20 protein-coding genes and 3 pseudogenes are annotated in these 25,656 nt (G+C 68.3%); 11 read left to right on the top strand and 12 right to left on the bottom strand.

What is annotated here, in order from left to right:
- Positions 1-222 precede the first annotated feature (222 nt).
- The 3 genes and pseudogenes from QMK28_RS24180 to QMK28_RS24170 all read right to left on the bottom strand — a co-directional run.
- Positions 223-411, bottom strand: a pseudogene (locus tag QMK28_RS24180) (CorA family divalent cation transporter); the annotation flags it as partial.
- Between the two features lie 345 nt (positions 412-756).
- A pseudogene (locus QMK28_RS24175) lies at positions 757-1,044 on the bottom strand (ISKra4 family transposase); the annotation flags it as partial.
- 278 nt (positions 1,045-1,322) lie between these two features.
- Entirely contained in the window at positions 1,323-1,958 is a 636-nt protein-coding gene (locus tag QMK28_RS24170) for a group II intron reverse transcriptase/maturase (RefSeq protein WP_326441471.1), read from the bottom strand.
- Between the two features lie 120 nt (positions 1,959-2,078).
- Here QMK28_RS24170 and QMK28_RS24165 point away from each other — a divergent pair, with 120 nt between their 5' ends.
- Positions 2,079-2,216 (top strand): hypothetical protein, encoded by a 138-nt coding sequence (locus QMK28_RS24165; RefSeq protein WP_326441469.1) that lies wholly within the window; start codon positions 2,079-2,081, stop codon positions 2,214-2,216.
- Positions 2,217-2,860: 644 nt separating this feature from the next.
- Here the strand turns inward: QMK28_RS24165 and QMK28_RS24160 are convergent.
- The gene (locus tag QMK28_RS24160; protein WP_443050803.1) at positions 2,861-3,262 is read right to left on the bottom strand and encodes a hypothetical protein; all 402 of its coding nucleotides are present in this window, start codon (positions 3,260-3,262) and stop codon (positions 2,861-2,863) included.
- Between the two features lie 176 nt (positions 3,263-3,438).
- Here QMK28_RS24160 and QMK28_RS24155 point away from each other — a divergent pair, with 176 nt between their 5' ends.
- Positions 3,439-4,749 (top strand): hypothetical protein, encoded by a 1,311-nt coding sequence (locus QMK28_RS24155; RefSeq protein WP_326441467.1) that lies wholly within the window; start codon positions 3,439-3,441, stop codon positions 4,747-4,749.
- A 48-nt stretch (positions 4,750-4,797) separates the two neighbouring features.
- Here QMK28_RS24155 and QMK28_RS24150 read toward each other — a convergent pair whose 3' ends face one another.
- From QMK28_RS24150 to QMK28_RS24140, 3 genes are read right to left on the bottom strand one after another with little or no spacing between them, the layout of a single operon-like run.
- Positions 4,798-5,241 (bottom strand): SRPBCC family protein, encoded by a 444-nt coding sequence (locus QMK28_RS24150; RefSeq protein ID WP_326441465.1) that lies wholly within the window; start codon positions 5,239-5,241, stop codon positions 4,798-4,800.
- 17 nt (positions 5,242-5,258) lie between these two features.
- On the bottom strand, positions 5,259-5,609 hold the full coding sequence (locus QMK28_RS24145; protein WP_326441463.1) for an ArsR/SmtB family transcription factor: 351 nt from the start codon (positions 5,607-5,609) through the stop codon (positions 5,259-5,261).
- 5 nt (positions 5,610-5,614) lie between these two features.
- Complete coding sequence (locus tag QMK28_RS24140; RefSeq protein WP_326441461.1) at positions 5,615-6,076, bottom strand: SRPBCC family protein; 462 nt, start codon at positions 6,074-6,076, stop codon at positions 5,615-5,617.
- A gap of 403 nt (positions 6,077-6,479) precedes the next feature.
- Between QMK28_RS24140 and QMK28_RS24135 the strand changes: the two genes are divergently transcribed.
- From QMK28_RS24135 to QMK28_RS24120, 4 genes and pseudogenes are all read left to right on the top strand, one after another.
- Positions 6,480-7,115, top strand: coding sequence for a hypothetical protein (locus tag QMK28_RS24135; protein ID WP_326441459.1), 636 nt, complete (start codon positions 6,480-6,482; stop codon positions 7,113-7,115).
- Positions 7,112-7,693, top strand: coding sequence for a DUF6262 family protein (locus tag QMK28_RS24130; protein ID WP_326441457.1), 582 nt, complete (start codon positions 7,112-7,114; stop codon positions 7,691-7,693). The genes QMK28_RS24135 and QMK28_RS24130 overlap by 4 nt, the downstream gene beginning before the upstream one ends.
- Positions 7,694-7,968: 275 nt before the next feature.
- Entirely contained in the window at positions 7,969-8,775 is an 807-nt protein-coding gene (locus tag QMK28_RS24125; protein WP_326441455.1) for a nucleotidyltransferase, read from the top strand.
- A gap of 230 nt (positions 8,776-9,005) precedes the next feature.
- Positions 9,006-9,107: pseudogene (locus QMK28_RS24120) on the top strand (DUF5655 domain-containing protein); the annotation flags it as partial.
- Positions 9,108-9,147: 40 nt separating this feature from the next.
- Here the strand turns inward: QMK28_RS24120 and QMK28_RS34360 are convergent.
- A complete protein-coding gene (locus QMK28_RS34360) occupies positions 9,148-9,585 on the bottom strand; it encodes a wax ester/triacylglycerol synthase domain-containing protein (RefSeq protein ID WP_443050804.1) in 438 nt (145 codons plus the stop codon).
- 103 nt (positions 9,586-9,688) lie between these two features.
- Between QMK28_RS34360 and QMK28_RS24110 the strand changes: the two genes are divergently transcribed.
- The gene (locus tag QMK28_RS24110; protein ID WP_326441451.1) at positions 9,689-10,705 is read left to right on the top strand and encodes an aldo/keto reductase family protein; all 1,017 of its coding nucleotides are present in this window, start codon (positions 9,689-9,691) and stop codon (positions 10,703-10,705) included.
- Between the two features lie 57 nt (positions 10,706-10,762).
- Here the strand turns inward: QMK28_RS24110 and QMK28_RS24105 are convergent, their stop codons facing one another.
- The 3 genes from QMK28_RS24105 to QMK28_RS24095 form a co-directional block, all read right to left on the bottom strand.
- Positions 10,763-11,959: a cytochrome P450 gene (locus QMK28_RS24105; RefSeq protein WP_326441449.1), complete on the bottom strand. Its 1,197-nt coding sequence runs from the start codon at positions 11,957-11,959 to the stop codon at positions 10,763-10,765.
- Positions 11,956-12,186 (bottom strand): MbtH family protein, encoded by a 231-nt coding sequence (locus QMK28_RS24100; RefSeq protein ID WP_326441447.1) that lies wholly within the window; start codon positions 12,184-12,186, stop codon positions 11,956-11,958. Before QMK28_RS24100 ends, QMK28_RS24105 begins: the two co-directional genes overlap by 4 nt.
- A gap of 68 nt (positions 12,187-12,254) precedes the next feature.
- Positions 12,255-19,769 carry a non-ribosomal peptide synthetase gene (locus tag QMK28_RS24095; protein WP_326441445.1) on the bottom strand — a complete coding sequence of 2,505 codons (7,515 nt, stop codon included), beginning with the start codon at positions 19,767-19,769 and terminating at the stop codon, positions 12,255-12,257.
- Positions 19,770-20,185: 416 nt separating this feature from the next.
- On the opposite strand from QMK28_RS24095, the gene QMK28_RS24090 reads away from it, so the two are divergent.
- The 4 genes from QMK28_RS24090 (at position 20,186) to QMK28_RS24075 (ending at position 23,965) form a co-directional block, all read left to right on the top strand.
- Positions 20,186-21,361: a tryptophan dimethylallyltransferase family protein gene (locus QMK28_RS24090; RefSeq protein WP_326441443.1), complete on the top strand. Its 1,176-nt coding sequence runs from the start codon at positions 20,186-20,188 to the stop codon at positions 21,359-21,361.
- A 67-nt stretch (positions 21,362-21,428) separates the two neighbouring features.
- Positions 21,429-21,848: a hypothetical protein gene (locus tag QMK28_RS24085; RefSeq protein WP_326441441.1), complete on the top strand. Its 420-nt coding sequence runs from the start codon at positions 21,429-21,431 to the stop codon at positions 21,846-21,848.
- 67 nt (positions 21,849-21,915) lie between these two features.
- On the top strand, positions 21,916-22,392 hold the full coding sequence (locus QMK28_RS24080; RefSeq protein WP_326441439.1) for a hypothetical protein: 477 nt from the start codon (positions 21,916-21,918) through the stop codon (positions 22,390-22,392).
- Positions 22,393-22,447: 55 nt separating this feature from the next.
- Positions 22,448-23,965, top strand: coding sequence for a multicopper oxidase family protein (locus QMK28_RS24075; protein ID WP_326441437.1), 1,518 nt, complete (start codon positions 22,448-22,450; stop codon positions 23,963-23,965).
- A gap of 280 nt (positions 23,966-24,245) precedes the next feature.
- On the opposite strand, the gene QMK28_RS24070 is transcribed toward QMK28_RS24075, so the two are convergent.
- On the bottom strand, positions 24,246-25,430 hold the full coding sequence (locus QMK28_RS24070) for a magnesium and cobalt transport protein CorA (protein ID WP_326441435.1): 1,185 nt from the start codon (positions 25,428-25,430) through the stop codon (positions 24,246-24,248).
- Positions 25,431-25,656: the final 226 nt, after the last annotated feature.

Genomic DNA, 25,656 nt, shown 5'->3' with positions numbered 1-25,656 from the left:
TGGAACCCGGCGCCCACCCGACGCGACAACCGGGCCGTCAACCTGCCCCAGCCCGGAAAGAACCGCACCTCGCAAACACAGAGTCCCCGTCAGCACACCGACGAGGACTCATGAACGATCGAGGCTAGGAGGGCAGGGGGCCCGCCGCCGCCATGCTTTCGGCCGACTGCGGGGGCCGGTCGATGACCGGTTCGTGGCAGGGGTCGCCTCGGCCGACCCGCCTCAGAGCCAGTCGCGGCGCTTGAAGATGACGTACAGGCTCACGCAGACGATGGCCATCAGCATGATCGCGAACGGGTATCCGAACGCCCAGTGCAGCTCCGGCATATCGTCGAAGTTCATGCCGTAGATCGTGCCGACGAGCGTCGGGGCGAACAGGATGGCCGCCCATGAGGAGATCTTCTTGATCCCATCGCGCATGTGGTGCTGACCTGCGATGATTCGCCGTGAGGGTGCTCTGGCCTGCCGCGATGCGTCTTTCAAGGTCTTTCAGCATCATGCCGATTTATATAGTCGGTTCTCCCCCACGGGCTCCCCAGCGCCGGTAGAACTCCCCAGATCCTCCCCAGCAGGCGACTGTTGAACTCGGGGTGGATGGCCTTCAGCTCGGCATGAGTGCGGCCCGCGTCGGGAGCGGAGAATTTCATGGTGAGTGACGGGACGGGCTGTCTCGCCCGGAGAGCGAGCGGCAGGGCGTCGCGTCGACTTCTTCCCGAAGAGGGTGCGTTGCTTCTTGAGTGACCTGCAGATTGTTGATCACGCTGCTGTGGCGAATTCGTGCCGGTAGCGGCTGGCGTGGTCGCGTTGGTAGGTGCGGTTGGCGTGGAAGTGCCAGTAGGCGTCGAAGTCGCCGTTGTCGATGACGGCGCGTAGGAGGAGGATGGCTTCGGCCCCGGCCAGGCTCCATCTCGCGCCGGTGATGTCGAGACGGTCCTTGATCAGATATCTGCAGCACCCTTCAATGACACCGCTGGCGATGGGCCAGCCCAAGGCGAGGGCGATGTGGTAGCTCAGAAAGGGCTGCTTGGCTTCGAGGTAGGCGGCGGTGCGCTCCAGTCCGGGCAGGGCGGCGGGGCCGTCCTGGCGGCGGGTGCGGGCCTGGGCTCGCAGGTCGGCGACGACGCGGACGCTGTGTCCCTCCAGGACGGTGCGGGCCAGGTCGGCGACGCAGGCCGCGCGGGCGGGACCGGTGGGGTGGAGGTCCTCGGCGGCTTTCCACCGGGTAGGCCGCGCGGCGAGGTGCCTGATGTCCAGGCCCTTTTCCGCGCGGCCCCCCTCCGAACCACGCGGGCACCTTTCGATGCACGTGGCTCTCCAGTTATCTACGCCGTGAGCGTCGTTGACTGCCCGTGGATGACGTCATGACACGGCATGCAGACCACCAGGGTCTTGCGCCACTTCTTCGCCATGAGCGTCGCCCAGGCCGGCCGTTCTGTGCTGGATGTACCGAGGCTGGCCATGCTGCGGACCTGGTGCACTTGCACCTTGCCCGTGTCACCGCACAGTTCACACCGTCCCGTGAGGAGTCGAACGGTCAACTCCCTGCGGGGATAGGTGATTTTCCTCGGCGTGCGGTCGTCGAGGACCGCGTCCTTGTTCCGTGTGAGCGGGATCCCTCCGAACCGTGCGACCAGTGGCTGCTTGCCCTCGCGGTCGACCCGGGCTTCGTAGCACGTGCGCAGTCTGCGCGGTGTTGAGACTTTGGCCCGATATCGGGCCGCCATCTTCTTCACCGAGGACTTGTGCTTCGCGGCCAGCGTTTTCAGCAGGGACGTCTGGGCGTCCCAGCGGAGCGCCTTGAAGCGCCAGACGTCACCGGCAAGCATGTAGTACTGGACGATTCCCCGGTATTCGGCCGCGAATGTCTTGACGATGTCGTAGTCGTCAAGGTTCTGAATGGCCGACCGGTGCCACGGCTTTCCGTGTTTCCGGTAGGGGGCGCGTTTCGCCGCAATCACATCGAGGGGAACACGCAGCCCGATCTTTCCGTTGACGGCACGCTGGCCACGGACAATCTTGCTACTGCTTCCCTGGGTGATGATCTCGTAGCCGAGGTATCGGGCCGCCCGGGTCCGGGCGTGAGTGATCAGAGTTTTCTCCGGCGAGAGTTCCAGCTTGAGTTCGTCACGCAGGAACTTCGACAGTTGATCCTTGATAGCTTCGGCTTCGGCTTTCGGTCCGATGAAACCCAGGAGGTGATCATCGGCATAGCGTGAGTAGCGCAGTCGGCGGTAGCCGGGGCTCGGCCTCGGCGTTCAAAGGCTCACCAGCCCACGTCAGCGCCCTTTCGGGCCCGGTCGCCTGGACCGGCATCCGGCCGGTTCCCCGTGACAGCCGCCTGGAGAGGCAGCCGTAGTGTCACGAGTCCCGTTGCCTTTCGGCAGCCAGCATCCGCTTCTTGGGCATCCTGTCCCGCCGAGGGCTTCCGCCCCTCTTGCGATCGGCCTACCGAGCCAGATGGCCCGGACCCCGACGGGGTTTCCACGTTCCGCGCATACGAGACGCGACCGGGGAGGGCGCCCCCTAAACCCCGGGACCAGCGGTGTTCTTGCGACCGACGGGGCAGGCTCCGGTCGCCGCTCGCCGCCTCTTCCAGCGGCCAGGTCCTATCGCCCGGTGTTCCTTCCGTCTCCCCGGGCTTGTCGATGACGAGGCATCACAGGGGGTTCACTCGCGTTCGCCCGTCCGGCCTTCTCCTTGCCCGGTTGCTCCCCCTGACGGATCGGGGGCCCTTGGGCGTCTTCCCTGAGCTTCGCACCCTCTGCGGGCAAGACCCGCGAGCGCACGTCAGGGCGGAGACCGGTCTCGAACACTGACCGAGAACTACGCAACCGGCATGACCGGCCTCCAATCTGCGAGTTCACTCATATGCGCGACTTCGTGTCGCACCGCCCCAGTCGACCTGGGCCTGGGCCCCGGGGATCACCTCGAACCTGCGGTGCAGTCCGGCTAGTTCACCCGGGCTGATGCCGAGCTCCTCGGCGATGCGGGGCCGGGCCTCCTGCAGATATATCTTCACCCGCTGGTAGTTGCCGCTGAAGCCGTACTCCGCGACCAAGCGTTCGTGGACCACCGCACCCTTGATCAGGATTTCGGCCCGCAGCATCGCGTCGATCAACGGCGCGACCTCGTCCACCACCCGGCTACGGGGCTGCCCGCTCACCGTCCGCAGCGGCGGCGCGACCGGCGCCTGCCCGGACAGGTACTTGCGGGCCGTGCGCCGGTTCAGCCCGGTCTCCTTCGCGATCTCCGAAAGGCTCATCGCCCCGGACTCGTACAGACCGCGAAAACGCCGAAGCTCCAACCACCGATGCGGGTCCAAAACCACCGTCAGCCGCCCTCCACCGCCCCGAACAGACAGCAGCAGACTGCCGACCAACCGCCCTCAGCACATCAAGAACTGAGCACGTTCATCCGTACGGGACTGAGCACGTTCACGTGTACGCCGACAAGTGCCTCAACCCCGATCCCGACTTCTGGGAACGATGCCCGACCTGCAAAACCACCTGGCAGACCAGCACGCACCGGCCCTGCCAGCGCTGCACTCTCACCCAACGCGCCGACGAGGTGTTCGCCGGCCCCGACAGGTCCGTTCGCCACGAACTGGCCTCGCTGCACGCCGCGTTGATCGGCATCGACCGGCCGGTCACCGCAGTCGCCTGGCTGTCGCGCCCGGTCGTCGCCCGGCTGCTGAAGGAGATCGCAGCCGACCAGCGCGCGGTGACCCACGACGTCTTCGACGAGCTCGCAGCCGGCAAAACCCTCGACCATCTGCGGGCCGTTCTCGTCGCCGGAGGTATCCTGCCCGACCGCGACGAGCGCCTTATCAAACTCGAACGCTGGACAACCCGGACCATCGCATCCCGCGACGATCACGACGAACGCGCGATGCTGCACAGCTACGCGGTCTGGCACCACCTCCGACGCCTACGACGACGCCTCGGTGCCGACCATGCCACCCACCTGCAGATGGCCAACGTCCGCAGCCACATCACCGCCGCCGTCAACTTCCTGGACTGGCTGTCCGGCAGCGGTCTGACCCTCGCCACCTGCACCCAGCCCGACCTGGACCAGTGGAAAGCGCGCGAGGACCTCAGCTACTGGGACCAGACCGGCCACTTCATCCGCTGGGCGACCAAGACCCGGCTGGCAAAGGGGCTGGCCTTCGGCGCCGAGCGCTGGCAGGGCCCGGTCGGCCCCCACGACTCCGAAGGCCGGTGGGACGACGCCCGCAGACTCCTCCACGACGACACACTGAACACTGCCGATCGGGTCGCCGGACTACTCCTGCTCTTCTACGCCCAACGGCTCAGCACGATCAGCACCCTCACTGTCGACCAGGTCAGCGAGGCGAACGGTCAGGTCTCCGTCCGCCTGGGGACCGCCCCGACCGTCCTGCCCGAACCGCTCGCCGCACTCGTCCTCGACCTGATCGCAACACGCCGCCCCTACACAGTGATCGGACACGCCGACCAGACCCCCTGGCTCTTTCCAGGGCAACGCCCCGGCCAACACGTCAGCGCCGACCGTCTCGGCCAACGGCTGATCAGCTTCGGGTTCCAACCCGGCCAGGCCCGGTCAACGGCCCTGTTTGCCCTCGCCGAGGAAGTCCCGGCCGCGATCCTGGCCCGCATGCTCGGCATCCACATCCAAGTCGCCGTCCAGTGGCAGAAGGCATCAGCTGGGGACTGGGCCGCCTACGCCGCCGACGTCAGCCGCCGTCCCTGCTCATCGGCGGGGCTGCACTGACCGGCCTGCTGATCGGCGTCGTCGTGATCCTCCTCGGGCGTCGCTGGGTCAGTGCCAGTCGCTGATCTTCACGTCGCGCGGCTCGGGGGCACCTTCCCCGGTCTCGAGGAGCTGCTTGAGGCTCATCAGGAAGGTGCCCCACTTGGTGCTGCAGTGGTGCATGAACTCGACCGGCTCACGCCAGCCCTCGTGCTTGAACAGCACGATCGTGTAGTCGCCGTCCTGACGGAGGTCCCACTGCACGCTGGTGCCGATCCACTCCTGCGGTCCGTCCACGACGTCCCAGCGGACGAGCCGGCCCGGATCGAGCTCGGCGACCTTCATGTCGAACCCGCCCGGCCCGAACCGGAACTCGATCACGCCGCCGAGGTCGGTCTCCCCCGACGTCTTCTCGGTCCACCAGCCGGACAAGCCGTCCAGGGTGGTGAGCGCGTCGTACACCTGCTCCGGCGAGGACTGCTCGACGCCGATGCGGTGAAGGATGTCTGCCATCTCCGTGTTCCTCTCTACTACTTCTTCTCGGTCTCGTTGTTCGTGTCCTTGCCGCGCTGAATCGTCTCGGCGATGCGCTTGATGCGCTGGAGACGGGAGCCCCAGGCAGTGCCGACGTCGGCGAGCTGGGCGACGGCGCGGGCGAGCTGGGCCTGATCGACGCGGAACTGCTTCTCGCGGCCGGCGGTGGTGGCGTGCACCAGCCCGACCCGGTCGAGGACGACGAGGTGCTTCGCCACCGCCTGACGGGTCACCGGCAGTTGCTCGCTCAGGCTGGTCGCCGTCCCGCTGCCTTCACTCAGCAGCAGGTCGAGCATCCGGCGCCGGGTCGGGTCGCCGACCGCCGACCAGAGGTCGTCGTCCACCATCACGCTTATGCACCCGCTCCAACCTTCGCGGCGTACGCCGGCAACCGCGGCAGGTAGAAGTCCCAGCCGGTGACGTGCTCGGCGTACTTGGCGGCAACCTTCGCTTCCTCCCAGCCGCGCTCGCGGAAGCCGCTCTCGGTCATCCGCAGGAGCGTCCCTGTCCCGGCAGGCTCGAGCTCGAAGACGACCAGGTTCGAGTTGCCCGGGGCGGCTGACTCCCCCTCCTCGTGGGTCCACCGAAAGGAGAAGAGCCGCGGCGGCACGGCGTCGACGACCGCGAACTGCACCCAGGTGCCGCCGTGCGAGAAGTCCCCGAAGCCGATCCGCCCCGCTCCCCCGGGCACGGCCGGGAACTCCGCCTCGTCCGGCCACCACTCGCGCAGGTGCTCGGGACTGCTCACCACGTCGAAGACGACCTCGGGTGAGGCGTCGATGTGGATCTTCCGCTCGATCGTTCCGAATTCCATGCTCGCCACCTTCTGCAACGTTTAGTTGCGCATCAACCTAGCCGACTTACCCAGGTACGTGCAACCATTAGTTGCGTGATGACGGGACCCGGTTCGGCGACTGATCGTTGGCACAAACCCTTGGCCCGGGGGGTCGGGACGTTCGATCACGCTCGACCTTGATACGCAGGGGTGCCTGTAGGTTCCGAGTCGGGCTCTCAGCCATCGATAGTCCCGTTGCTCGGTGCAGTCCCGCACCCGGAGGCGCACCGAAACAACGCCGCGACCTCGATCTCCCTGGCTGAGGCGAGCAGACCTGCTTCTGACTACATCCGTTCCCTCCCGCCGCAGTCCACCATCGGCCCCCACGCCGTTCTACTGCGGGGCAGTCAACTGGCCCGAGTCCTTCTGACCATCAACAGCGATGCCTCGACGTGAGCTATTCGGAGAGTTCCAATACCCGACTGCACCGTTACACCTGACCCAGTCGGACCTGGACAACGTCCTCCAGCACGTCTGGGTCGCCGGACCCGGCACCGCCAACCCCGGCGAACCCCTCACCAGCGACACCACCCCGCTCACCCGCGAACAGGCCCAGGCCCTGGCCATCGACCTGTCCCGCCGCAGTACCCCCGCCGAGGGCGGCTTCTGCACCTTCCAGCCCGTCGTCGACGGCGGCGCCTGCCCCTTCAATCTCGACTGCCACAACTGTGACAAGTTCGTCCTGTCCGGCGCCGACCTGCTCTACTGGCGGCGCAAGCGCGAGCAGTGGCGACTGCTGGCGGAAGGCGCCCCCGACGACGCCACCGCCGACTACCTCCACCGCTACTTCGAGCCCACTGCCCGCGCCATCGACGGCCTGGAAAAGGCCCTGGCCGGCCTCGGCCTCCTCGACGACGCCCTCGCCCCGGACCTGCGCAAACCCCAGGACTACTTCCACCGCCTATGGTCCACCGCCTTCCGCGCCGCCGACCTCGCCGACGCGGGCAGCGACGAGCCGGACGAGTACAGCGATACGTGCACAGCCGACGGCGACGACCCCGAACAGGAAGCCGCATGAACACCGCTTCCGAACTCCGCACCGCGGCGGCCCTGGCCGCCCGCCGCCGCAAGACCGAAGCCGCCCTTGAGCGCATCCACCAGGCCATCGCCCGGCTCCGACGCGAGAAAGCCCAGGTCAGTGTCGCCGCCGTCGCCCGCCGAGCGGACGTCTCGCGCACCTTCCTCTACGACAACGTCGAGGCCAGAGCCGCGGTCGCCGCAGCGATGACGCAGGCCGGCGAACAACGATCCCGCACGCTCGCTGAACAGGACGACGAACGCGAGGCGACCTGGCGCGAACGCGCCCTGAACGCCGAGGAAGCCCTCAAGGCCGCCTACATTGAGATCGGCACCCAACGCAACCGGATCGGTGAACTCCTCGGCCAGATACGCGATTTGCAAGCCGAATGGACCGAGGGCGCCATCCAGCGGATCACCACCGAGAACACCACCCTCAAACAGCGCGTCCGCCAGCTCACCACCGACAACCGCACCCTCGACGAACGCCTCAAGGCCGCCCGTTCGAACCTGCGCTTCCAGGACCGGCGCGTCGCCGACCTTGAAGCCCGCATCGCCGAACCGGTACCGAAGTCCTGATCCCTCGCGCCCAACCACTTCACGGCCCGTCCACCGTCCCGGTGGACGGGCCGTCCCATGAGACCACCCAGGCGAGTTACAGCAACGGTCCCATGACTTTGTCGGGGATGGCTGTGCTCTGCACGACGAGGGGGCACGAGTGCTGCCGAAGTCCAAGGTCGATCTGTATACGGCGATCCGCCGGGACTCCCGGGCGGGGCGGTGCGATTCGCGGACGCCACACCGCCTCGGAAATCCGCTCGGCAGCACACAGCAGCACAAGGCACAGTGGCCCCATGAATGAACGAGGGCTGGACCGCGACGGAACGATCGCACGCGAAGGCGCACTGGACCGAGTGCCGGCAGCGTTCGTCCCCGTCGTCGATGCCGCCCGCGCTCACATCACCGAGACGTTCGGCAGAACGCGCCTGCACAGTGCCTACCTCTACGGCAGCATCCCCCGTGGCACCGCCGCCCCCGGAGTCTCCGACCTCGACCTCCAGCTCGCCCTCCACGACGAGCCCACCGAAGCCGACCGCGCTGACGCCAAAGCAATCGAGGCCGTACTCGACCGTGCGTTCCCGCAGATCGATGGCGTCGGGATCCTGCTGACCAGCACGCGGGTTCTGCTCAGCGACGTCGAACGTCACGATGCCGGATTCTTCATCGCCTGCCTCTGCACCCCGTTGCTGGGCCCTGACCTCGCAGAACAACTGCCCCGTTACCGCCCCACAGCCCTACTCGCGCGGGAGACCAACGGTGACCTCGCCCGCGTGCTTCGACGCTGGCGTGCCAAAGCAGCCGAAGCCACCACGGACGCCGATCGCCGGACCCTCAGCCGTCTCGTCGGCCGTCGCATCGTCCGCACAGGATTCACCCTGATCATGCCCCGATGGGGCGGCTGGACCAGCGACCTCGACCAGTCCGCCGAGCTCTTCGGCCGCTACTACCCCGAGCGCGTCGAGCAGATGCGTGTCGCCGCGTCCATTGGCCGTGTACCCTCACCCGACCTGCCGGTGGTCGGGATGCTCATCAACGACCTCGGCCCTTGGCTCGCAGCCGAATACACAGCCGTGCACGGCGAGAAGGCCCCGCGTCCCTGACGGGCGGCCCGCGCCATGACTCGACCTTCTCAGCAGCCACTGACACTCCAGATGCCAGCAGCGGTGTCAATTCTCATCGACCTTTTCCCACGCAGTGATCGACAACTGCTGTTGAGACTCACCAACAACCGTTCTCACCTACGCAGCCAGCCCCAACTCCCCGTCGCGGACATGTAGTCTATGAATCGTCGCAGTTCAGAGACGGTTCACGAGCTCCTGCGGTCGGTAAAATCGAGTACAAACGTTCGAGGGACGCGAACGTCATCAACCAGGGACTTTTCTACCTCGCGTGGCTGACCGACCACCGCGCCGAGTTCCAGCTCCTGGTCCGTGCGACTACAGCCGATAGCTGACACATACCGACGATGACTGTCACCATGATCGTTTAGCTGTAGGGGGAGAGGCTCGGGGCCGGGGCTGCCGACAGCGTCGACTGGAGCAGTCCGCGGCGGTGCCGAACAGACGATGCAGAGTGGTGAGGAAGCCACCTCCGTCGTGGCTGGTGTGGTGCGCGCGGTAGGCGATGGTGTAGCGGCCGGGTGCGTGGCCATGGAGGAGCCACATGTCCCAGAGCGGGCCGTGGTCGGGGAGCGGTTCGGTCAGCAGGTCGTGCAGGGCGGCGTCCAGGTTCGCCTGCCCGTCCGGGAGCCGACGTTCGCGGACTCGGTGTTCCAGGTCGGGGGACGGGTCGTGCGCCCAGCGCGCTTTGAGTCCTTCACCCTTCAGGTAGTGGGTGAGGCGGGCCTCGCGGTGGAGGCGGTCGGCGAGATGCTGCCGAAGGTCGTCGAGGACCGGCGTGTTGCCCTGGATGCGGAGGAAGGCACCGGTGGTCTGGGAGACCCCGGGGCAGCGGACCGCTACGAGTTAAAAGATCAGCAAGTGCAGGGATAGTGGGTGTTGGTAGCGTGACGTCATGAATTTCCGTCACCTTGGACTCAGCGGTCTGATCGTCAGCCAGATCGCCTACGGCAACTGGTTAACCCGGAGTTCGTCGAGGAGCGAGGAGACGGAGGTCGCCTGTGTGCGGGCCGCGCTCGATGTCGGGATCACCACCTTCGACACCGCGGATGTCTACGCAGGCACGCATGCGGAAGAGTCGCTGGGCCGGGCGCTGAAGGGAGAACGCCGGGAGGGCCTGGAGATCCTCACCAAGGTTTTCGCACCCACCGGCCCGGGCAGGAACGATCTCGGACTCTCCCGCAAGCACATCCACGAGTCGATCAACAATTCCCTGCGGCGCCTGGGAACGGACCATGTGGACGTCTACCAGGCCCACCGGTTCGACCCGTCGGTTCCCTTGGAAGAGACGATGGAGGCGTTGGCCGACGTGGTCCACGCGGGCAAGGCGCACTACATCGGTGTCTCCGAATGGACGGCGGACCAGATCAGGCGCGGTCACGCGCTGGCCCGTGAATTGCGGATCTTCCTGGTGTCGAACCAACCGCAGTACTCGGCGCTGTGGCGGGTACCCGAGGCCGAGGTCATACCGGCCTGCGCGGAACTCGGTATCGGTCAGGTCGTCTGGTCGCCGCTCGCGCAGGGAGTGCTGACCGGCAAGTACCTGCCAGGGCGGGAGTGGCCCGTCGGTTCACGGGCGACGGACGTCAATGACGGCTCTCCGGAACTGGCCGCCTGGCTGAAGGATGATGTCCTGGGCCGGGTCCAGGAACTCCAACCGCTCGTGGCGGATGCCGGACTGAGCCTGGCTCAGCTCGCGCTGGCCTGGGTACTGCAGCGCCCAGGTGTCTCGGCGGTGGTGGTCGGCGCGTCCCGCCCGGAGCAGATCACCGCCAATGCCCAGGCGGTCGATGTCCGCCTGGACGAGGAGGTCATGGAGAGGATTGACCTCGTGCTCGGCCCGGTGGTCGTACGTGATCCCGCCGAGACCCGGACGCTGAGTCCTGCCGATCGCGACTGGCGGCTCGCCTGACCGATGGATGGTATGCCTGGCCGCAGACGTGGATCGCACCTGCGGCCAGGGCCTGGGTCACCAGAGGACCGGAAGGCGCAGCAGGCTCCTTACCTGCATGCCGTCCTTCCACTCGAGTGAGTCCAAGGGAATCGCGCATCGCAGGTCCGGGAGGCGCGTCAACAGCGAATCCACGGCGACGTGCAGTTCCAGCCGGGCGAGCGGGGCTCCCAGGCAGCGGTGGATGCCGTACCCGAAGCCCAGGTGGGGGTTGCGCTGCCGGGTGAGGTCGAACTCGTGCGCATTCTCGAAGACCGATTCGTCGCGGTTGGCCGAAGGAATCGCCGGTAGTACGGATTCGCCTGCGCGGACGAGCGTTCCACTCAGCTCGACATCCTCGGTAGCGTACCGCGCGAAGGTGACGTGGGAGATGAGCGGGACGTAGCGGAGCAGTTCTTCGACCGCCCTGGGCATCAGCTCGCGCCGGCGTTTGAGCAGGTCCAGCTGGTCGGGGTGGGTGAACAGGAGATAGAGGGAGTCGATGAGCTGTGAGGAGACTGTCTCGTGTCCGGCGATCAGCAGGACGCTCGCCAGTTCCACCAGTTCCGTCTCGGAGAGCTTCTCCTCCTCGTCGCTGGCCCGGACCATGGCGCTGATGAGGTCGTCGCGAGGGCTCTCGCGGCGGCGGTTCATCAGCTGTGCGATGTATCCGTGCAGTGCTTCCGTGCCGTGTTCGGCCTCATCGGCCGTCATCACCGTGGTGGCGGAGAAGGCGTCCATCCACTCGCGGAACTGCTCCCGGTCCTCGAACGGGACGCCGAGCAGGTCGCAGACGACGGTGCCCGCCAGTGGCACGGCGAACTGCTCCATGAGGTCTGCGGGCGCGCCCCCGGCCACCATGTCGTCGATCAGGCGGCCCGTTACCTTCTCGATCCCGGGTCGTAGGAGCTCGACCCGCTGCGCGGTGAAGACCCTGGACAGGAGTCTGCGCAGGCGTGTGTGGTCGGGCGGGTCCATGCCCAGGATGCTGGTGTGGATGGGCAGGGGAGTCAGGCGGGATTCGTCGTGCTCAGCGGCGAGTGCCCGGCTGAACCGGCGGTCGCCGAGGATCGTCTTCATATCTGCGTGCGTGGTCACCAGCCAGGCGTCCTCGCCGAAGGGGCAGCTGACGCGGACGACGGGTTCCTCCTGGCGCAGCTGTGTGTACAAGGGGTCGACGTCCAGGGCGGCCGCTTCGTTGAACGGATAGCGAGGGGGTTCCTGCCGTGTGGTCATGCCGACTTCACCGCCGAGAGGCTGTTGTGGCAGTCGACGAGGCTCTGGGGGCGCATGTCGGTCCAGTTCTCCTCGACGTAGCCGAGGCATTCCTCGCGGGTGCCGGGTCCGCAGACGGCGGTCCATCCGGCGGGGACATCGGTGAAAGACGGCCACAAGGAGTGCTGTCCTTCGCTATTGACCAGGACCCGGTAGGTCCCCGTGGCGTCGTCCCAGGGATTGTTCACGATGCGGTACCTCTTCCTCGGTGTAGTGGGTGTACCGGGGGCCGGCTTCGGTTTGCTCAAGGCTGCGTTCAGCGCGTGGTGGCTGGCGGGAAGAAGCCGGAGGCGACGAAGTAGTCCGCGTAGGTGCGGATCAACTCGCCGTCCAGCGTCGGGAACGACAACGCCGAATCCGCCAATCCGGCGCGCGTGTTGCTGCGGTCGAGCTGGACCCTGCCCAGCTGCGCGAGTCCGGGCAGGGTGTCGCTGAGGAGCACGGCAGCGTCCAGGTGCTCCTGCCCTGTTGCCGCGTCCGCCCGTTGCCGGAGCGTGCGGGTCCATTCCGTGTGGGGCATAGGGTCCAGGCGGTACCCGTACGCCCGTAGATGGTCGAGGGCCTCGCCCAGAGGGAGCGGATGCGGACAGGTGAGATGGTGCGCCAAGCCGCTGCTGCGCGGACGGTGCGACAGGTGGATGACAGCGGCTGCGGCGTAGTCGACGGGCACGAGGTCGATCACTGCTTCGGGGCCCGCCGTATCGGTCAGCTCGGGTGCGGCACCGATGACGATCATGGCTCTGATGAGCTGCCAGAGCACGTCCCCACTGGATCCGGCGCCGCTGCCGGTGTGCCCGCTCACCCGGCCGCACCGGTACACCGTGACGGGGAGGCCGCGGTCCGCCGCCGCCCACACGAGCTGCTCGGCCACCCATTTACTGGCGGTGTAGCCGTTGCGCATGACGGACTCCGGCCGGACCCGGTGGTCCTCGGGCACCAAGTCGGGGGTGTCGTCTATCCCCACCGACACGGCGGCCGTGGAGATGTAGTGCACCGGGACCGCCCCCGACCGGGTCGCCAGCCGGAGCACCTCGCGTGTGCCCAGTACATTCGCCGCCTTCAGCCGGGCGTAGGAGTCGACGGCGCTGACCCGCGCGCCGTTGTGGTAGATCGCGTCGATGCGGGCCGACAAGTAATCGAACCGGTCGGGGGTGAGGCCGAGCAGCGGTTGCTCCAGATCCCCCGGTACGGGAAGGATCCGTTCGCGCGAAGACTCGTCCCATAGCCCGTACTGCACAAGGCTCCGTCGGATCCGGTGGGCCGCCTGTTCGGCGTCGTCGGCGCGGACATGGCAGTGGATGTCCGCGTCCGTGCGGTCGAGGAGTTCGCGGAGCAGGAAGGAGCCGAGGAACCCCGTCGCACCCGTCAGCAGGATGTTCGGGCGGGCCGCGGTCCTGGCGGGCTGTGCGGGGCGCCGGTGCCGGACGGTGATCAGCGGGTCCAGAACCGCTTCTGCCGCAAGGTCGGTCGAGGGCGGTTCCTGCGCGCCCGGTCCCTGGGGTGCGTCGATGGCTTCCAGCAGCGCTGCCACCGTCTGCCGTTCGAAGAGGGCATGGACGGGCAACTCTGATCCGAGGCGGCGGCGTACCCCGCTGATCACCCGGGTCGCCAGCAGGGAGTGCCCGCCCAGGGCGAAGAAGCTGTCGTCGATCGTGACGTGGGGGACGCCCAGGATCTCGGCGTACAGCTCGCACAGGATGCGCTCGCGCGGGTTGCGGGGAGCGCGGCCCGTCGACAGCGCGCCGAAGTCCGGTGCCGGGAGCGCGCGCCGGTCCACCTTTCCTGTCGTCGTCAGCGGCAGGGCATCCAGCACCATCACGGCGGACGGGACCATGTAGTCGGGCAGCAGGTCCGCCAGACGGGCGCGCAGCGTCAGCCCGTCCAGGTCCGCCGCATCGCTGGTCGGCACGGCGTACGCGGCGACGTACGTGCTGCCGCGGTCGTCCTTCCTGGGGATGACGACCGCTTGCGCCACCCCGGGATGGCTGCCGAGGACGGCCTCGATCTCGCCCGGCTCGATGCGAAAGCCCCGGATCTTGACCTGCCCGTCGATGCGGCCGATGAACTCCAGCTCCCCGTCGTGGTTCCACCGCACGGTGTCGCCGGTCCGGTACATGCGGGTGCCCGGCTCGCCGTACGGGTTCGCCACGAAGCGCTCGGCGGTCAGACCCGGCAGGTTCAGGTAACCGCGGGCCACCCCTGCCCCGGCGACGTGCAGTTCACCGGCCACCCCGGGGGGCACAAGGCACAGGTCACGGTCCAGGACGTAGGCGCGGGCGTTGACGGTGGGCCGGCCGATCGGGGGCGTGCCGTCGCCGGAGAGCGGGGAACTGAGTGTGGCGCACACCGTCGTCTCGGTGGGGCCGTAGCCGTTGATGAACCGACGGCCGGTGGACCAGCGCCGGACTGTTTCCCCCGACGAGGCCTCTCCCGAGACGATCAGCGAGGTGAGCGAGGGCACGTCCCCCGGCTCCATTACTGCCAGCGCGGCGGGAGGAAGCGTCGCGTGGGTGACGCCGTGCCGCTCGATCAGAACGGACAGGGCAGGGCCGGGAGCTGTCCGCTCTGCCGGGGCCATCACCAGGGCGGCCCCGGTCAGCAGACCGCCGCACAGCTCCCAGACCGCCGAGTCGAAACTGTGGGAGGCGAACTGCAGCACCCGGCTCGCGTCGGTCACACCGAACCGCCGCACCTGGGCCTGCACCACGCCGGAGATACCGGAGTGGGTGACCACCACGCCCTTGGGACGACCGGTGGACCCCGAGGTGTAGATGACGTAGGCGGGGCTCGCGGCGGGCAGCGGACGGAGCCGCTCGGCGTCGCTGACGTCCGTCTCCCGGCCAAGGCCGATCGCGCGCTGTGTCTCGTCCCGGTCCAGGACGATCCGTGGGATGCCCCGGTCGGGGAGCGAAGGGGGCGTTTCCCGGCTGGTCAGCAGGAGGGCCGGCCGGGCGTCGTCGAGCATGAAGCCGATCCGAGCCGCCGGATAGTCCACGTCCAGCGGCAGGTAGGCGGCTCCCGCTTTGAGTACGGCGAGGGTGGCGACGACCGACTGGACCGAACGGGGTAACGCGATCGCCACGAATTGCTGCGGTCCGACACCGCGGTCGATCAGATACCGGGCCAGCTGGTTCGCGCGGGAGTTGAGGTCCTGGTACGACAGCGTTTGCACGACCTCCGCGCCGTCGTCGAAGACGAGCGCGGTCGCGGCGGGAGCCCGTTTCACCTGCGCCTCGAACAGGTCCGGCAGTGGCAGATTCGGTACGTCGTGGCGGCGGTCACCACTATGCGCCAGCAGTCTGCCACGCTCCTCGGGGACAAGGACGTCGAAGCTGCCCAGCCGCCGGTCGGGTTCGGCGGTCACCATGTGGAGCAGGTTCTGGAACCGTTCCACAAGACGCTCGACGCTGTCTCGGTCGAACAGATCGGTGCTGTATTCGACAACCCCGTCCATACCCTGCGGGCACCGGTCCGCACCGTGGCGTTCGTGCAGGCTGAGGGACAGGTCGAACCGGCATTCCCCGGTGCTCACTTCCACATCGCCGACTGCCAGGCCCGGAAGTTCCAGCCCGCTCTGCGGCGCGTTCTGCAGTGCGAGCATCACCTGGAACAACGGGTGGTGAGCGAGGCCACGCGCGGGTGCCAGCGCCTCCACCAGCCGCTCGAAGGGGATATCCTGGTGCGCGTACGCGGCCAGATCCGTCTCCCGGGCCCGGGCCACCAGATCGCGGAAAGCCGGGTTCCCGGAGGTGTCCGTGCGCAGGACCAGCGTGTTGACGAAAAATCCGATGAGGCCGTCAAGGGCGTGATCGGTGCGGCCCGCGACCGGGGCGCCGATCGCGATGTCGGTACCCGCCCCCATCTTGGTCAGCAAGGCAGCGAGCGTGGCGTGCAGCACCATGAACGGGCTCGCTCCGCAGCTCCTGGCCAGCTCCACGATCCGCCCGTGCAGGTTCGCGTCCACGGTGAAGCGCAGGGTGTCGCCGCGAGGGGAGGCAGCCTGGGGGCGGGGCCTGTCGACAGGCAGCTCCAGGCACTCGGGCAGACCGGTCAGCGCGCTGGTCCAGTACGCGAGCTGGCGCGCGGACAAGCTGCCGGCATCGTTCTCGTCCCCCAGCAGCTCCCGTTGCCACAGGGCGTAGTCGGCGTACTGGACGGGCAGCGGCTCCAGGCCGGGGCCGCTGCCCGCACGCCGTGTGGTGTAGGCGGTGGCGAGGTCCTGCCACAGTGGCGCCAACGACCAGCCATCGCACGCAATGTGGTGGACCACGAGCGACAGTACGTGCCGGTCGGGAGCCAGCACGAACAGCTCGGCTCTGACGGGTATCTGTGCCTCGAGGCCGAAGGGGTGGCGGACAGCCCGGGCCACTGCCTCGTCCAACGCCTCCGGCGTGGTCGGGGTGATGGCCAACGCCGGTCGTGCGGCGTCCCCCTCCAAGATGAGCTGCCGGGGAACACCGGATGTCTCGGGGAAGACAGTCCGCAGGCTCTCATGGCGTGCTACCACATCGCCCAGTGCGGCCTCGAGTGCCGTACGGTCCAGGTCGCCGGTCAGGCTCAGTACCAGGGGAACGTTGTAGGCGGCACCCGCCCCTTGGAGCCGGTGCAGGAACCACAGGCGATGTTGGGCGGAGGAGAGCGGAACCTCCGCGGGGCGGACCGACGGACCCAGCGCAGGCCGGTCTCCGGTGGCCGCCTTCCGTACCGCCGCTGCCAGGCCCGCGACGGTCGGCGTCTCGAATACGGCGCGGACCGGCAGTTCCAGACCGAGCACGGACCGCAGGCGGGTGCTGAGCCGAGTGGCCGACAGTGAATGCCCGCCGAGGGCGATGAAACTGTCGTCGATCGTGACCTTGGACATCCCCAGGACGTCGGCGAACAGGCCGCACAGCAGTTCTTCGAGCGGATTGCGTGGCGCGCGGCCGTCCTCGGCGGAGCCGGTGTCCGGCGCCGGCAGCCGACGACGGTCCACCTTTCCATTTAGCGTCAGCGGCAGAGCGTCCAGTACCACCGTCGCGGCGGGCAGCAGGTATTCGGGCAGGCGCTCTCGGAGGTAGGAGCCAACGGAGGAGACCAGCGCGCCGGTATCGCGGGCCGCCGCGGGAACGTTGACCAGCGAGGTGAGCGGCACACCGGTGGGGACCGGAGCGCCACCGGTCGCCGGGATGCCGGTGGAGTGCGGTGCCAGCAGGATGTCCAAGCTGCCCTCGATGGTGTGCGACCAGGTGGCGGCGATCAGCCAGCCGAGCCGGTCGCCCAGCGCGTGGAACTCCTCCAGAGCGGGCGCCTCCTCGCCGCGCGCGGCGAGGTCTGCCAGCGGACGTATTTCGCTGTCTTCCTCCAGAGCCCGCATGGCCGCGATCACGGGCGCAATCCGGCTGTCGGGCACGTCGATCACCCGCAGGGCGGCGGAAGGCTCATCGGTGAGACGGGCGGCGAGTGCCTCCAGGTCGGTCACTTCTCGTCCCCAGCGCAGCTCCCGGACCGGGAGACCGGGGACGGCCTCATCCGCCGACAGCTTGTGCACAACGGCGTCGTAGCGGTAGCGCGTCAGCTCGTTGACATGCTGCCCCCGCTTCACCCGCACGTCGACGCCACCGATCCCGGCGACCAGACTGGACAGCTCGCTGAAGAAGGCCGGATCGATCACCAGTTCCTTTTCCCGGACCACACCATGCTGGACCGCCCCGCGGACGGCCGCGGGATCTGAGGGGAGGTCCGGACGGCGCAGCTGGATGTCGGTATGGAAGCAGCGCAACAGCCGCAGGTTGCGCACGTCCCCGACGAAGACCGCCCCGCCGGGGACCAGCAAGGCGACAGCCTTGCGCAGCACATCCTCCAAGTAGTGCGCGTCCGGGAAGTACTGCGCCACCGAGTTGATGACCACCGTGTCGAAGAAGCCGGTGGGCAGGCCGTCGACGACATCGGCGGCCTGAACCCGTAGCTCCACCCGGTCGGCGAGCGAATCGTCCTGTGCCACCAAGCCGTGCAGTGCCTCGATGACCTGGCCGGAGAAGTCCGTCCCCCAGTATGCGTCGCACTCCGGGGCCAGCCGGGACATCAGGAGTCCGGTCCCCACGCCGATCTCCAGGATCCGGCGGGGGCGCAACTCCCGGATCCTCTGCACGGTGGCGTCCCGCCACTCCCCCATCTGCTCCATCGGGATCGGCCGGCCGTCGTAGCTGTTGTTCCAGCCGGAGAAGTCCTCGCCGAACCGAACGGCGGCGGCCCCGCTGTAGAGCGAGTCGTAGAGCTCCTGCCACTCCCTGATCTGCTCGGGCTGGTCGGTGCGATGGCCCGGGGCGGTTTCGCCGGCGGGAACCACATAGCTGACGAGCCGCTTGTGCCCGGGGCGGTCCTGGCGGGCCACGACTGCGGCATAGGCAACGCCCGGGTGCCCTGCCAGGACCGCCTCCACCTCGCTGGGCTCTACGCGGAAGCCGCGGATCTTCACCTGGTCGTCGCTGCGGCCGACGAACTCAAGGAGTCCGTCGGCCCGGCGTCGTACCAGGTCGCCGGTCCGGAACAGCCGTGCTCCGGGCTCGCCCGACGGGTCGGCGACGAATCGCTCGGCCGTCAGACCCGGGCGGTTCCAGTAGCCCCGGGCCACACCTGTGCCCCCGAGGTACAGCTCTCCCACCTCGCCGGGCGGCACTGGGCGCAGACGCGGGTCCAGGATCTTGGCCCGCATCCCCTCCATCACGGCGCCGATGGGCATCACCGCTCCGAGACCACCGGGGTCGGCTACCCGATGGCTGGTCGCGAACGTGGTGGTCTCCGTCGGCCCGTATCCGTTGACGACCGCGGTTCCGGGGCATTGCTGCAGCACCCGCCGGACAGCTTCTGCGGAAACCGTGTCGCCCCCGGTCCACACTTCGCCCAAGCCCTGGAAGCAGCGGGGGTCTTCCTCCGCCAGCACCGCGAAGAGCCCGGCGGTCACCCACAGCCCGGTCACTCCCGCATCGGCGACTGCTGCGGCGATGCCCCGCGCGTCCAACTCGCCCGGAGGCGCGACCACGACCCGGCCGCCGGAGAGCAAGGGCACCCATAGCTCATAGGTGGACGCGTCGAAGGCGTGCGGCGAGTGCAGCAGGACCCGCTCTTGCGCGCCGCTTCGCCAAGCCGCGTCTCCGGCCAGGCTCACCACATTGTCCTGAGTCACCGCCACGCCTTTGGGCGTCCCGGTGGAACCGGAGGTGAACATCACGTAGGCCAACTGCTGTGGGCCCACGCGTACGTCAGGGGCTTCGGGGCCGGCTCCGCGCGCGAGCGCGTCCATGCTCACCTCAACCGGCCGGGCGCCGGCACCGAGGTCCCTGACCCGCTGCGGGTCGTCGGTCAGTACCACGCGGGCGTCGGTCTCCGTCAGGATCCACCCCAGCCGCGATGTCGGCTGGCGGGAGTCCAACGGCACGTAGAAGCCCCCGGTCTTGACGACCGCCAGCAGCGACACCACGAGCTCGGCCGAGCGCTCCATCAGCACCGCGACGGCGCTCTCCCGGCCCACCCCCTGTTCGGCCAGTGCTCCGGCCAGGCGGTTCGCGCGGTCGTCCAGCTCCCGGTAGGTCAGGGCGATCTCGTCGTACGCCAGCGCCGTCGCCTCGGGTGTACGCCTGACCTGCTGCGCGAAGGCCGCCGCAAGGGTTGTTGGCGACGCGGTTCCCTCCGGGCGGTCCCGGTCGGCTGGCGGGCAGGGACGGCTGATGGGGGCGAGGGACCGAGGGGCCCCGGCGACGGGCCGAGGCGGGACCGAGTGGTGCTGTGCAGACACGCTCTAACAACTCCTCTGCGCAGGCTTCCAGAAGCGAACCGGATCTCCTGGCAGCAGCCACGCGAACATCACAGATCCGCTCGGAAGACTTGCATGGCCGATTACACCAAGTAGCGATCATGTGGCAAAACGTTGCGGCGTGGATCTCGGAGCGGGGATTTCAGGCCGACTTGTCCGGACAGCTGCCCCGGCGTCGAACGGGACCGCCGGCAATGCCCGTCAGCTTCAGCCTGCCGCTTTACCCCCGGATCGTCCGCACCGAGAGGGGCCTCCGGGTATCCGGACAGGGCGTCATATTGGCCAGAACAGATACCTGCAGCCTGCCCGACGGCACTTCATCCAGCAATGCGTGGACACACTCCGGCCCGCAGTGGGACGATCACGCTCGTTTGCGTCAACGAGACGTTCAGGGAGACATGTTGCAATCCTTAGACCCCGGTACCGTCCCTGCGGAGTCAGCCGCGCCCACCCCCTTCACCCCAGAATCGGGAGTCTCCGCCGAGATGGTCGGGCGCGCATTGCGCTTCGAGTCCCGGCTCTACCGGCCGACCGACAGCTACGCGGACATCGCCTGCGACAAGGTGTGGCGCGCGCATGAGAGCCTCGGCCTGGTCGGCGAGTGCCGGGCATCGATCCTGGTCCTCATCCGGGAACTCACCCATCCGTGGGGTGCTCTCCCGGTCGGCACACCCCCCGAGCGCGCGTGCTGGGTCTCGATCGACGGGATGCCCTTCGAGCCGTCTATCGCTTGGGTGGACGGCGAGGCCACGGTCCGACTGGCATTGGAGCCCCCAGGCGCGGGGACGCCGCAGTCCCGCATGGAGGAGGGCATGGCCTTCACCCGGCGGCTGGCCGACCGTCCCGGAGTTTCGATCGAGCGCTATCTGCGGATCGAGGATCTCTTCACGACCGAGCAGCCGCAGGGGTACTTCTCCCTCGCCCACGCGGTGGCCTGGCGGCCTGGTAGCCACCCGCTGTACAAGATCTTCCTCAACCCGGCAGTCTGCGGCCGGGAGCAGGCGGCCGCCCGGACGGAGGAAGCCATGATCCGTCTGGGGTTGGAACGCCCCTGGCGCGCCCTGGCGGAACACTTGGGCGGCCTCGACGACCCGGCGCACGAGCCCGCATCCCTGGCACTGGACCTGATCGGCGCAGACGAGTTCAGGGTGCAGCTGTACCTGGCACACTCCGACGTGTCCCCCGACTCCATCGATGCCAAGTCGGCCGTCGCACGGGACCACATACCGGGTTCGTTCGCGCGGGCACTGCGGCAGATCAATGGCCAGCAAGCCTCATCCGGGGGGAAACCTCCCGTAACATGCTTCACCCTCGACTCCGGGCAGGACCTCCCGGGCGCGACCCTGTACATCCCACTGATCCCGGTCCACGACAACGACGCGGCGGCCCGCGACCGGGTGGCGGCCTTTCTGCGCGACGAGGGCGCAGACCCGTCGCCCTACGTGTCCGTCCTGGACTCCCTCGCGGACCGGCCGCTGACGGAGTCGGCGACCCAGAACTTCATCTCCTACCGAGGCGGGGACGCCCCGAGATTCGCCGTCTACCTCGCTCCAGGAACCTACCGACCAGCCTGACCGAGGTCGGGCCGCCCGGAAACGTGCCCGCGAACAGGGTTCGTAGCGTCGGGCCGGGAGGTGGCTGATGGGACCGGATCTGCCCGAGGATGTCGATCTCCCTGCCCGGCAGCGGGCATCTGGGCCGCGGGCAGGAGACGACCCGGTCGCCCTCGCCATCCGGACCAAGGAGACGGTGGTCGGCAAGGCCGCAGGGACTGTCGTCGGATCGGGGACCGTGCTCCGGGGCGTGGCCGCGGTGCCCGAGCGGCGTGAGGGGATGGACACATCGGTGCTGCCGTCCTCCTACCAGCGGATGCTTCAGGTGCTGGCCGCCTCCGACCAGCCGAGGCGGGCGAGGGAGCTGTGCGCGAAGCTGAACGGCGGGGACATCGAGGCGAAGCACGTCGAAGGGGTCCGGTCGAAGTTGAAACGACTGGTCAAACGCGGCTGGGCCGCCGAGACGAGTCAGGGAGGATTCGCCCTGGCCAAGACCGTACGACGCTGAGTAAGAAGTGGGCTCTTCCCCGTAGTCCGTGGTGATTGAAGCCGCGAGACCACAAAGGAAGAGCCCGATGACAGCGTACGAGCAACTCGATACGTTCGGGGCGTTCTCGGCCGCACGCGCCCGGTTCGACTCCCTGCAACTCGTCCTGGCCCAGCCCGAAACGGCGGCTGCGCACCACGATGTGCTGGAGGACTACCTCCTCGAGCAGGGCCGTGAACTGCAGCGCCTGCTGATGCAGGCCCACCTCGATGTGCGGGCCGCACGCGAGAGGCGGCGCGAAGAGGTCACCGACACCGCAGGCGTCGTCCACCACCGCGTCGAGGCCGGGCACACGCGCACCCTCGCCACGGTGTTCGGCAAGGTCACCGTGGAACGCATGGCATACCGGGCTGTGGGAGAGTCGAATCTGTCTCCGGCGGACGCCGTCTTGAACCTGCCCGCCCACCTGCACTACCACGGCCTGCGCCGCCTGGCCGCCACGGAAGCGGTCCGCGACTCGTTCGATGCCGCGCTTGCCAGGCCAACTACCGCCCTCACAGCCTGATCAACAAGCTCACTCCAGAGGAGCTACACCCCTGCCGCTGCCCAAGCCGTTCGTGGTGCCACTGCCCGTCCCGCCGCGCGCCCGCCCCGTACGAAGCTCCGGTGGGACGGACTTCTACCAGGTGGCGCAGCGGGAAACGGCGGTCGAGATCCTGCCGGGGACGAAAACCACCGTGTGGGGGTACGACGGGCTCTTCCCCGGCCCGACCTTCGTCGGCCGCTCGGGTCGCAAGATGGTCGTCCAGGTGGAGAACAAGCTGCCCGTGCCGACCTCCATGCACCTGCACGGCGGGGTCACCCCGCCCGGCTCCGACGGCTACCCGACCGATCTGCTGCTGCCGGTCCAATGCGGACCCGCTATGCGCAACGGCGGCCACACGTCGCAGTCGATGACCCACGGCATGCATGTGGCGCCCTCCGACTGGAAGATCATGGAGGGTTACAAGTCCTACGAGTACCCGCTCGAACAACGTGCGGCAACCCTCTGGTACCACGATCACCGGATGGACTTCAGCGCCCCGCAGGTATGGCGCGGCCTGGCCGGCTTCTTCCTCGTCCACGACGCCGAGGAAGAGGCGCTTCCCCTCCCCGACGGGGACCGGGACATTCCTCTGATGATCTGCGACCGGGCCTTCGAGGCGGACGGCGCATTCCGCTACCCGGGCGTCTCTCCGTCCTGCGTCGGCACGCCAGGAGTCGACGAGGCGTACATGAACGGGGTACTGGGCGATGTCCAGCTCGTCAACGGAGCCCCCTGGCCCGAGCTGGAGATCTCCAACACGCGCTACCGGGTCCGGCTCCTGAACGCCTCCAACGCCCGGCGCTACCATCTGGCGCTGGAACAGGACAACGGGAGCGGCCTGCCGTTCGTCCAGATCGGCAGCGATGCGGGCCTCCTCGCCGCACCGCAGAGCCTGGACGCGATACCGATCGCGCCCGCAGAACGATTCGACGTCGTCGTGGACTTCTCCGCCTGCCCGGTGGGCAGCCAGGTCACCCTGGTCAACACGCTGGCCGACGGCCGGATGCGCCAGGTGATGCGCTTCCGGGTCAATCGCCAGGAGAAGGACTCCAGCCACGTCCCTGCCCGCCTCTCCACGAGCGCCGTCCCGCCGGACCAAGGGGACTCGGTCAAGCTGCGCCAATTCGAGTTCCGGCGCACCAACGGGGCGGGCGAAAGGACGATGTGGACCATCAACGGCCGGCCCTTCAACAGCTCCGACATCCTGGCCACCCCGCGCCTGGGTACCGTCGAGCGGTGGCAGCTCAGCAGCGACTTCCACCACCCCGTCCACCTGCACCTGGCCCACTTCCAGGTCCTGTCCCGCAGCGGCAAGCCCCCCGCCCCCACCGATGCGGGGTGGAAGGACACAGTCGACGTCCGTCCGTACGAGGTCGTCGAGGTGCTCGCCCGCTTCGACGACCACCGGGGCCGCTACATGCTAGCGCGGTGGCTCGGCCACTCCAGCCCGACCATCACCCTGGACCACTACGCCCACTTCATGCCCGAGGCCGGCGGCAAGGGGCGCAAGGCCATCGACGCGTTGCTCAAACGAGCCGCCACGGCCGCATAAAAATTCCTCTCTCGCAACCCGCGACACGGATAGGCGCAGCACTCGCTGCGCCTATCCGTGTCGTCGACCATTCAGCAGGCGCTTACTCTCCGTGACAAGACGCGCCCGCAGGTTGAACTGCCGCAGCGCGGGTGGGAGGGGCTCAATGCCCGCGAGGGTGGGAGGCCGTCAGAAGCCGGTCGAGTTTCATTCTCCCCAGATTCTCCCCAGGGGTCTGAGAGGTGCCCGTGCCCCGCTCGTGGGTTTCGCTTCGCAGCGCCCGCGTTCGCGCGCCGATTACTCAGAGCCAGTCGCGGCGCTTGAAAATGACGTACAAACTGGTACATACAACCGCCATGAGGAGCACTGCGAAGGGGTATCCGAACGCCCAGTGCAGCTCCGGCATATCGTCGAAGTTCATGCCGTAGATCGTGCCGACGAGCGTCGGGGCGAACAGGATGGCCGCCCATGAGGAGATCTTCTTGATTTCCTCGTTCTGCTCGAAACCCGCCTCCGCGAGCGCCCGCATCTCGGCGTTCTGCTGCTGGGTGACGAGGGTGGCGTTGACCGCGAGGATGTCGGCCAGCGCCTGCCGGAAGCCGTCGACGCGCTCGCTGGTGTGGGTGACGTGGTCGGCGACGTCGCGCAGATAGCGCTGGAGCTCATCGTCGGTGCCGTACTTGGCGAAGCCCGCCATCAGGCCGTTCAGCATGCCGATCAGCGGGCGGGTGGCGCGCTGGAACTCCACCATCTCGCGCGAGAGTTCGTAGATCCGGCGGGACGCCTCGGGGTCGCCGCCGAAGACCTCGGTCTCGATCTCGTCGATGTCGGTCTGCACGCCGGCCACGACCGGGGCGTAGCCGTCGACCACCGCGTCGAGGATCGCGTACAGCACCGCCTCGGGGCCGAGGGCCAGCAGTTCGGGCGTCGACTCCATCCGGCGGCGCACCGAGGGCAGGTCGGGGGCCGCGCCGTGCCGGACCGTGATCACGAAGTCCGGTCCGACGAACACGTGCAGCTCGCCGAAGTCGACCTCCTCGGGTCCGTCGAGGTAGCGGGCCGCGCGCAGCACGACGAAGAGGGTGTCGCCGTAGCGCTCCAGCTTGGGGCGCTGGTGGGCCTCCAGGGCGTCCTCGATGGCGAGGTCGTGGAGGTCGAACTCGGCCGCGAGGGCGTGCAGTTCCGCCTGCGTCGGCCGGTGCAGCCCGATCCAGGCCATGCCGTCCGGGTCCTCGCGCAGCCTGCGGAAGGTCTCGGCGAGGGTGGCGGGGGTGCTGACGCGGCGGCCGTCGCGGTAGAGCGCGGCGTGCACCATGCTGCCGTCGCCGCCGTTGCCGCCGCCCTCGTCCGTGGGGACGGCGGCACTGGCCTCGGGCGTACCGGCGGGGGTGTCCTCGGCCGGCGACGGCTGCGCGGGCGAGGCGGCGGCGCGTCGCCAGGCGTGCTTCCTGGCCGGGATGAGCGGGTGGGGACGGCGCTCGGACATGGGTGTTCCTTGTGGGTAGCAGGCATCGGGGGGCGTCCGCGCACACCACGGGCACGGCTCCCGACCCACTCCTGCTGCCTACTGCTGCGGCCGGGTCCGAGCGGTGCGCCGTGGCATACGACTGGGAGGTTCGCTGCTCATCGCAGTCGTCACCTCCTCCTACCCGCACACGTCACTGGACCACGAATCAGGATATACGAGGCATACGGCATTCCGGACACGCGTG

This window comes from Streptomyces sp. H27-D2, assembly GCF_035828615.1.
Taxonomy (GTDB): Bacteria; Actinomycetota; Actinomycetes; order Streptomycetales; family Streptomycetaceae; genus Streptomyces.
The sequence above is the reverse complement of the archived record's forward strand: the minus strand, read 5'-3'. Positions and strand labels throughout refer to the sequence as shown.

Coding starts and splice junctions, on each gene's coding strand:
- QMK28_RS24105 (WP_326441449.1), bottom strand. CDS start 11,959: ATGACCACACGGCAGGAACCCCCTCGCTATCCGTTCAACGAAGCGGCC.
- QMK28_RS24085 (WP_326441441.1), top strand. CDS start 21,429: ATGGGACCGGATCTGCCCGAGGATGTCGATCTCCCTGCCCGGCAGCGG.
- QMK28_RS24140 (WP_326441461.1), bottom strand. CDS start 6,076: ATGGAATTCGGAACGATCGAGCGGAAGATCCACATCGACGCCTCACCC.
- QMK28_RS24160 (WP_443050803.1), bottom strand. CDS start 3,262: ATGAGCCTTTCGGAGATCGCGAAGGAGACCGGGCTGAACCGGCGCACG.
- QMK28_RS24135 (WP_326441459.1), top strand. CDS start 6,480: ATGCCTCGACGTGAGCTATTCGGAGAGTTCCAATACCCGACTGCACCG.
- QMK28_RS24130 (WP_326441457.1), top strand. CDS start 7,112: ATGAACACCGCTTCCGAACTCCGCACCGCGGCGGCCCTGGCCGCCCGC.
- QMK28_RS24150 (WP_326441465.1), bottom strand. CDS start 5,241: ATGGCAGACATCCTTCACCGCATCGGCGTCGAGCAGTCCTCGCCGGAG.
- QMK28_RS24125 (WP_326441455.1), top strand. CDS start 7,969: ATGAATGAACGAGGGCTGGACCGCGACGGAACGATCGCACGCGAAGGC.
- QMK28_RS24090 (WP_326441443.1), top strand. CDS start 20,186: ATGTTGCAATCCTTAGACCCCGGTACCGTCCCTGCGGAGTCAGCCGCG.
- QMK28_RS24110 (WP_326441451.1), top strand. CDS start 9,689: ATGAATTTCCGTCACCTTGGACTCAGCGGTCTGATCGTCAGCCAGATC.
- QMK28_RS24080 (WP_326441439.1), top strand. CDS start 21,916: ATGACAGCGTACGAGCAACTCGATACGTTCGGGGCGTTCTCGGCCGCA.
- QMK28_RS24145 (WP_326441463.1), bottom strand. CDS start 5,609: ATGGTGGACGACGACCTCTGGTCGGCGGTCGGCGACCCGACCCGGCGC.
- QMK28_RS24070 (WP_326441435.1), bottom strand. CDS start 25,430: ATGTCCGAGCGCCGTCCCCACCCGCTCATCCCGGCCAGGAAGCACGCC.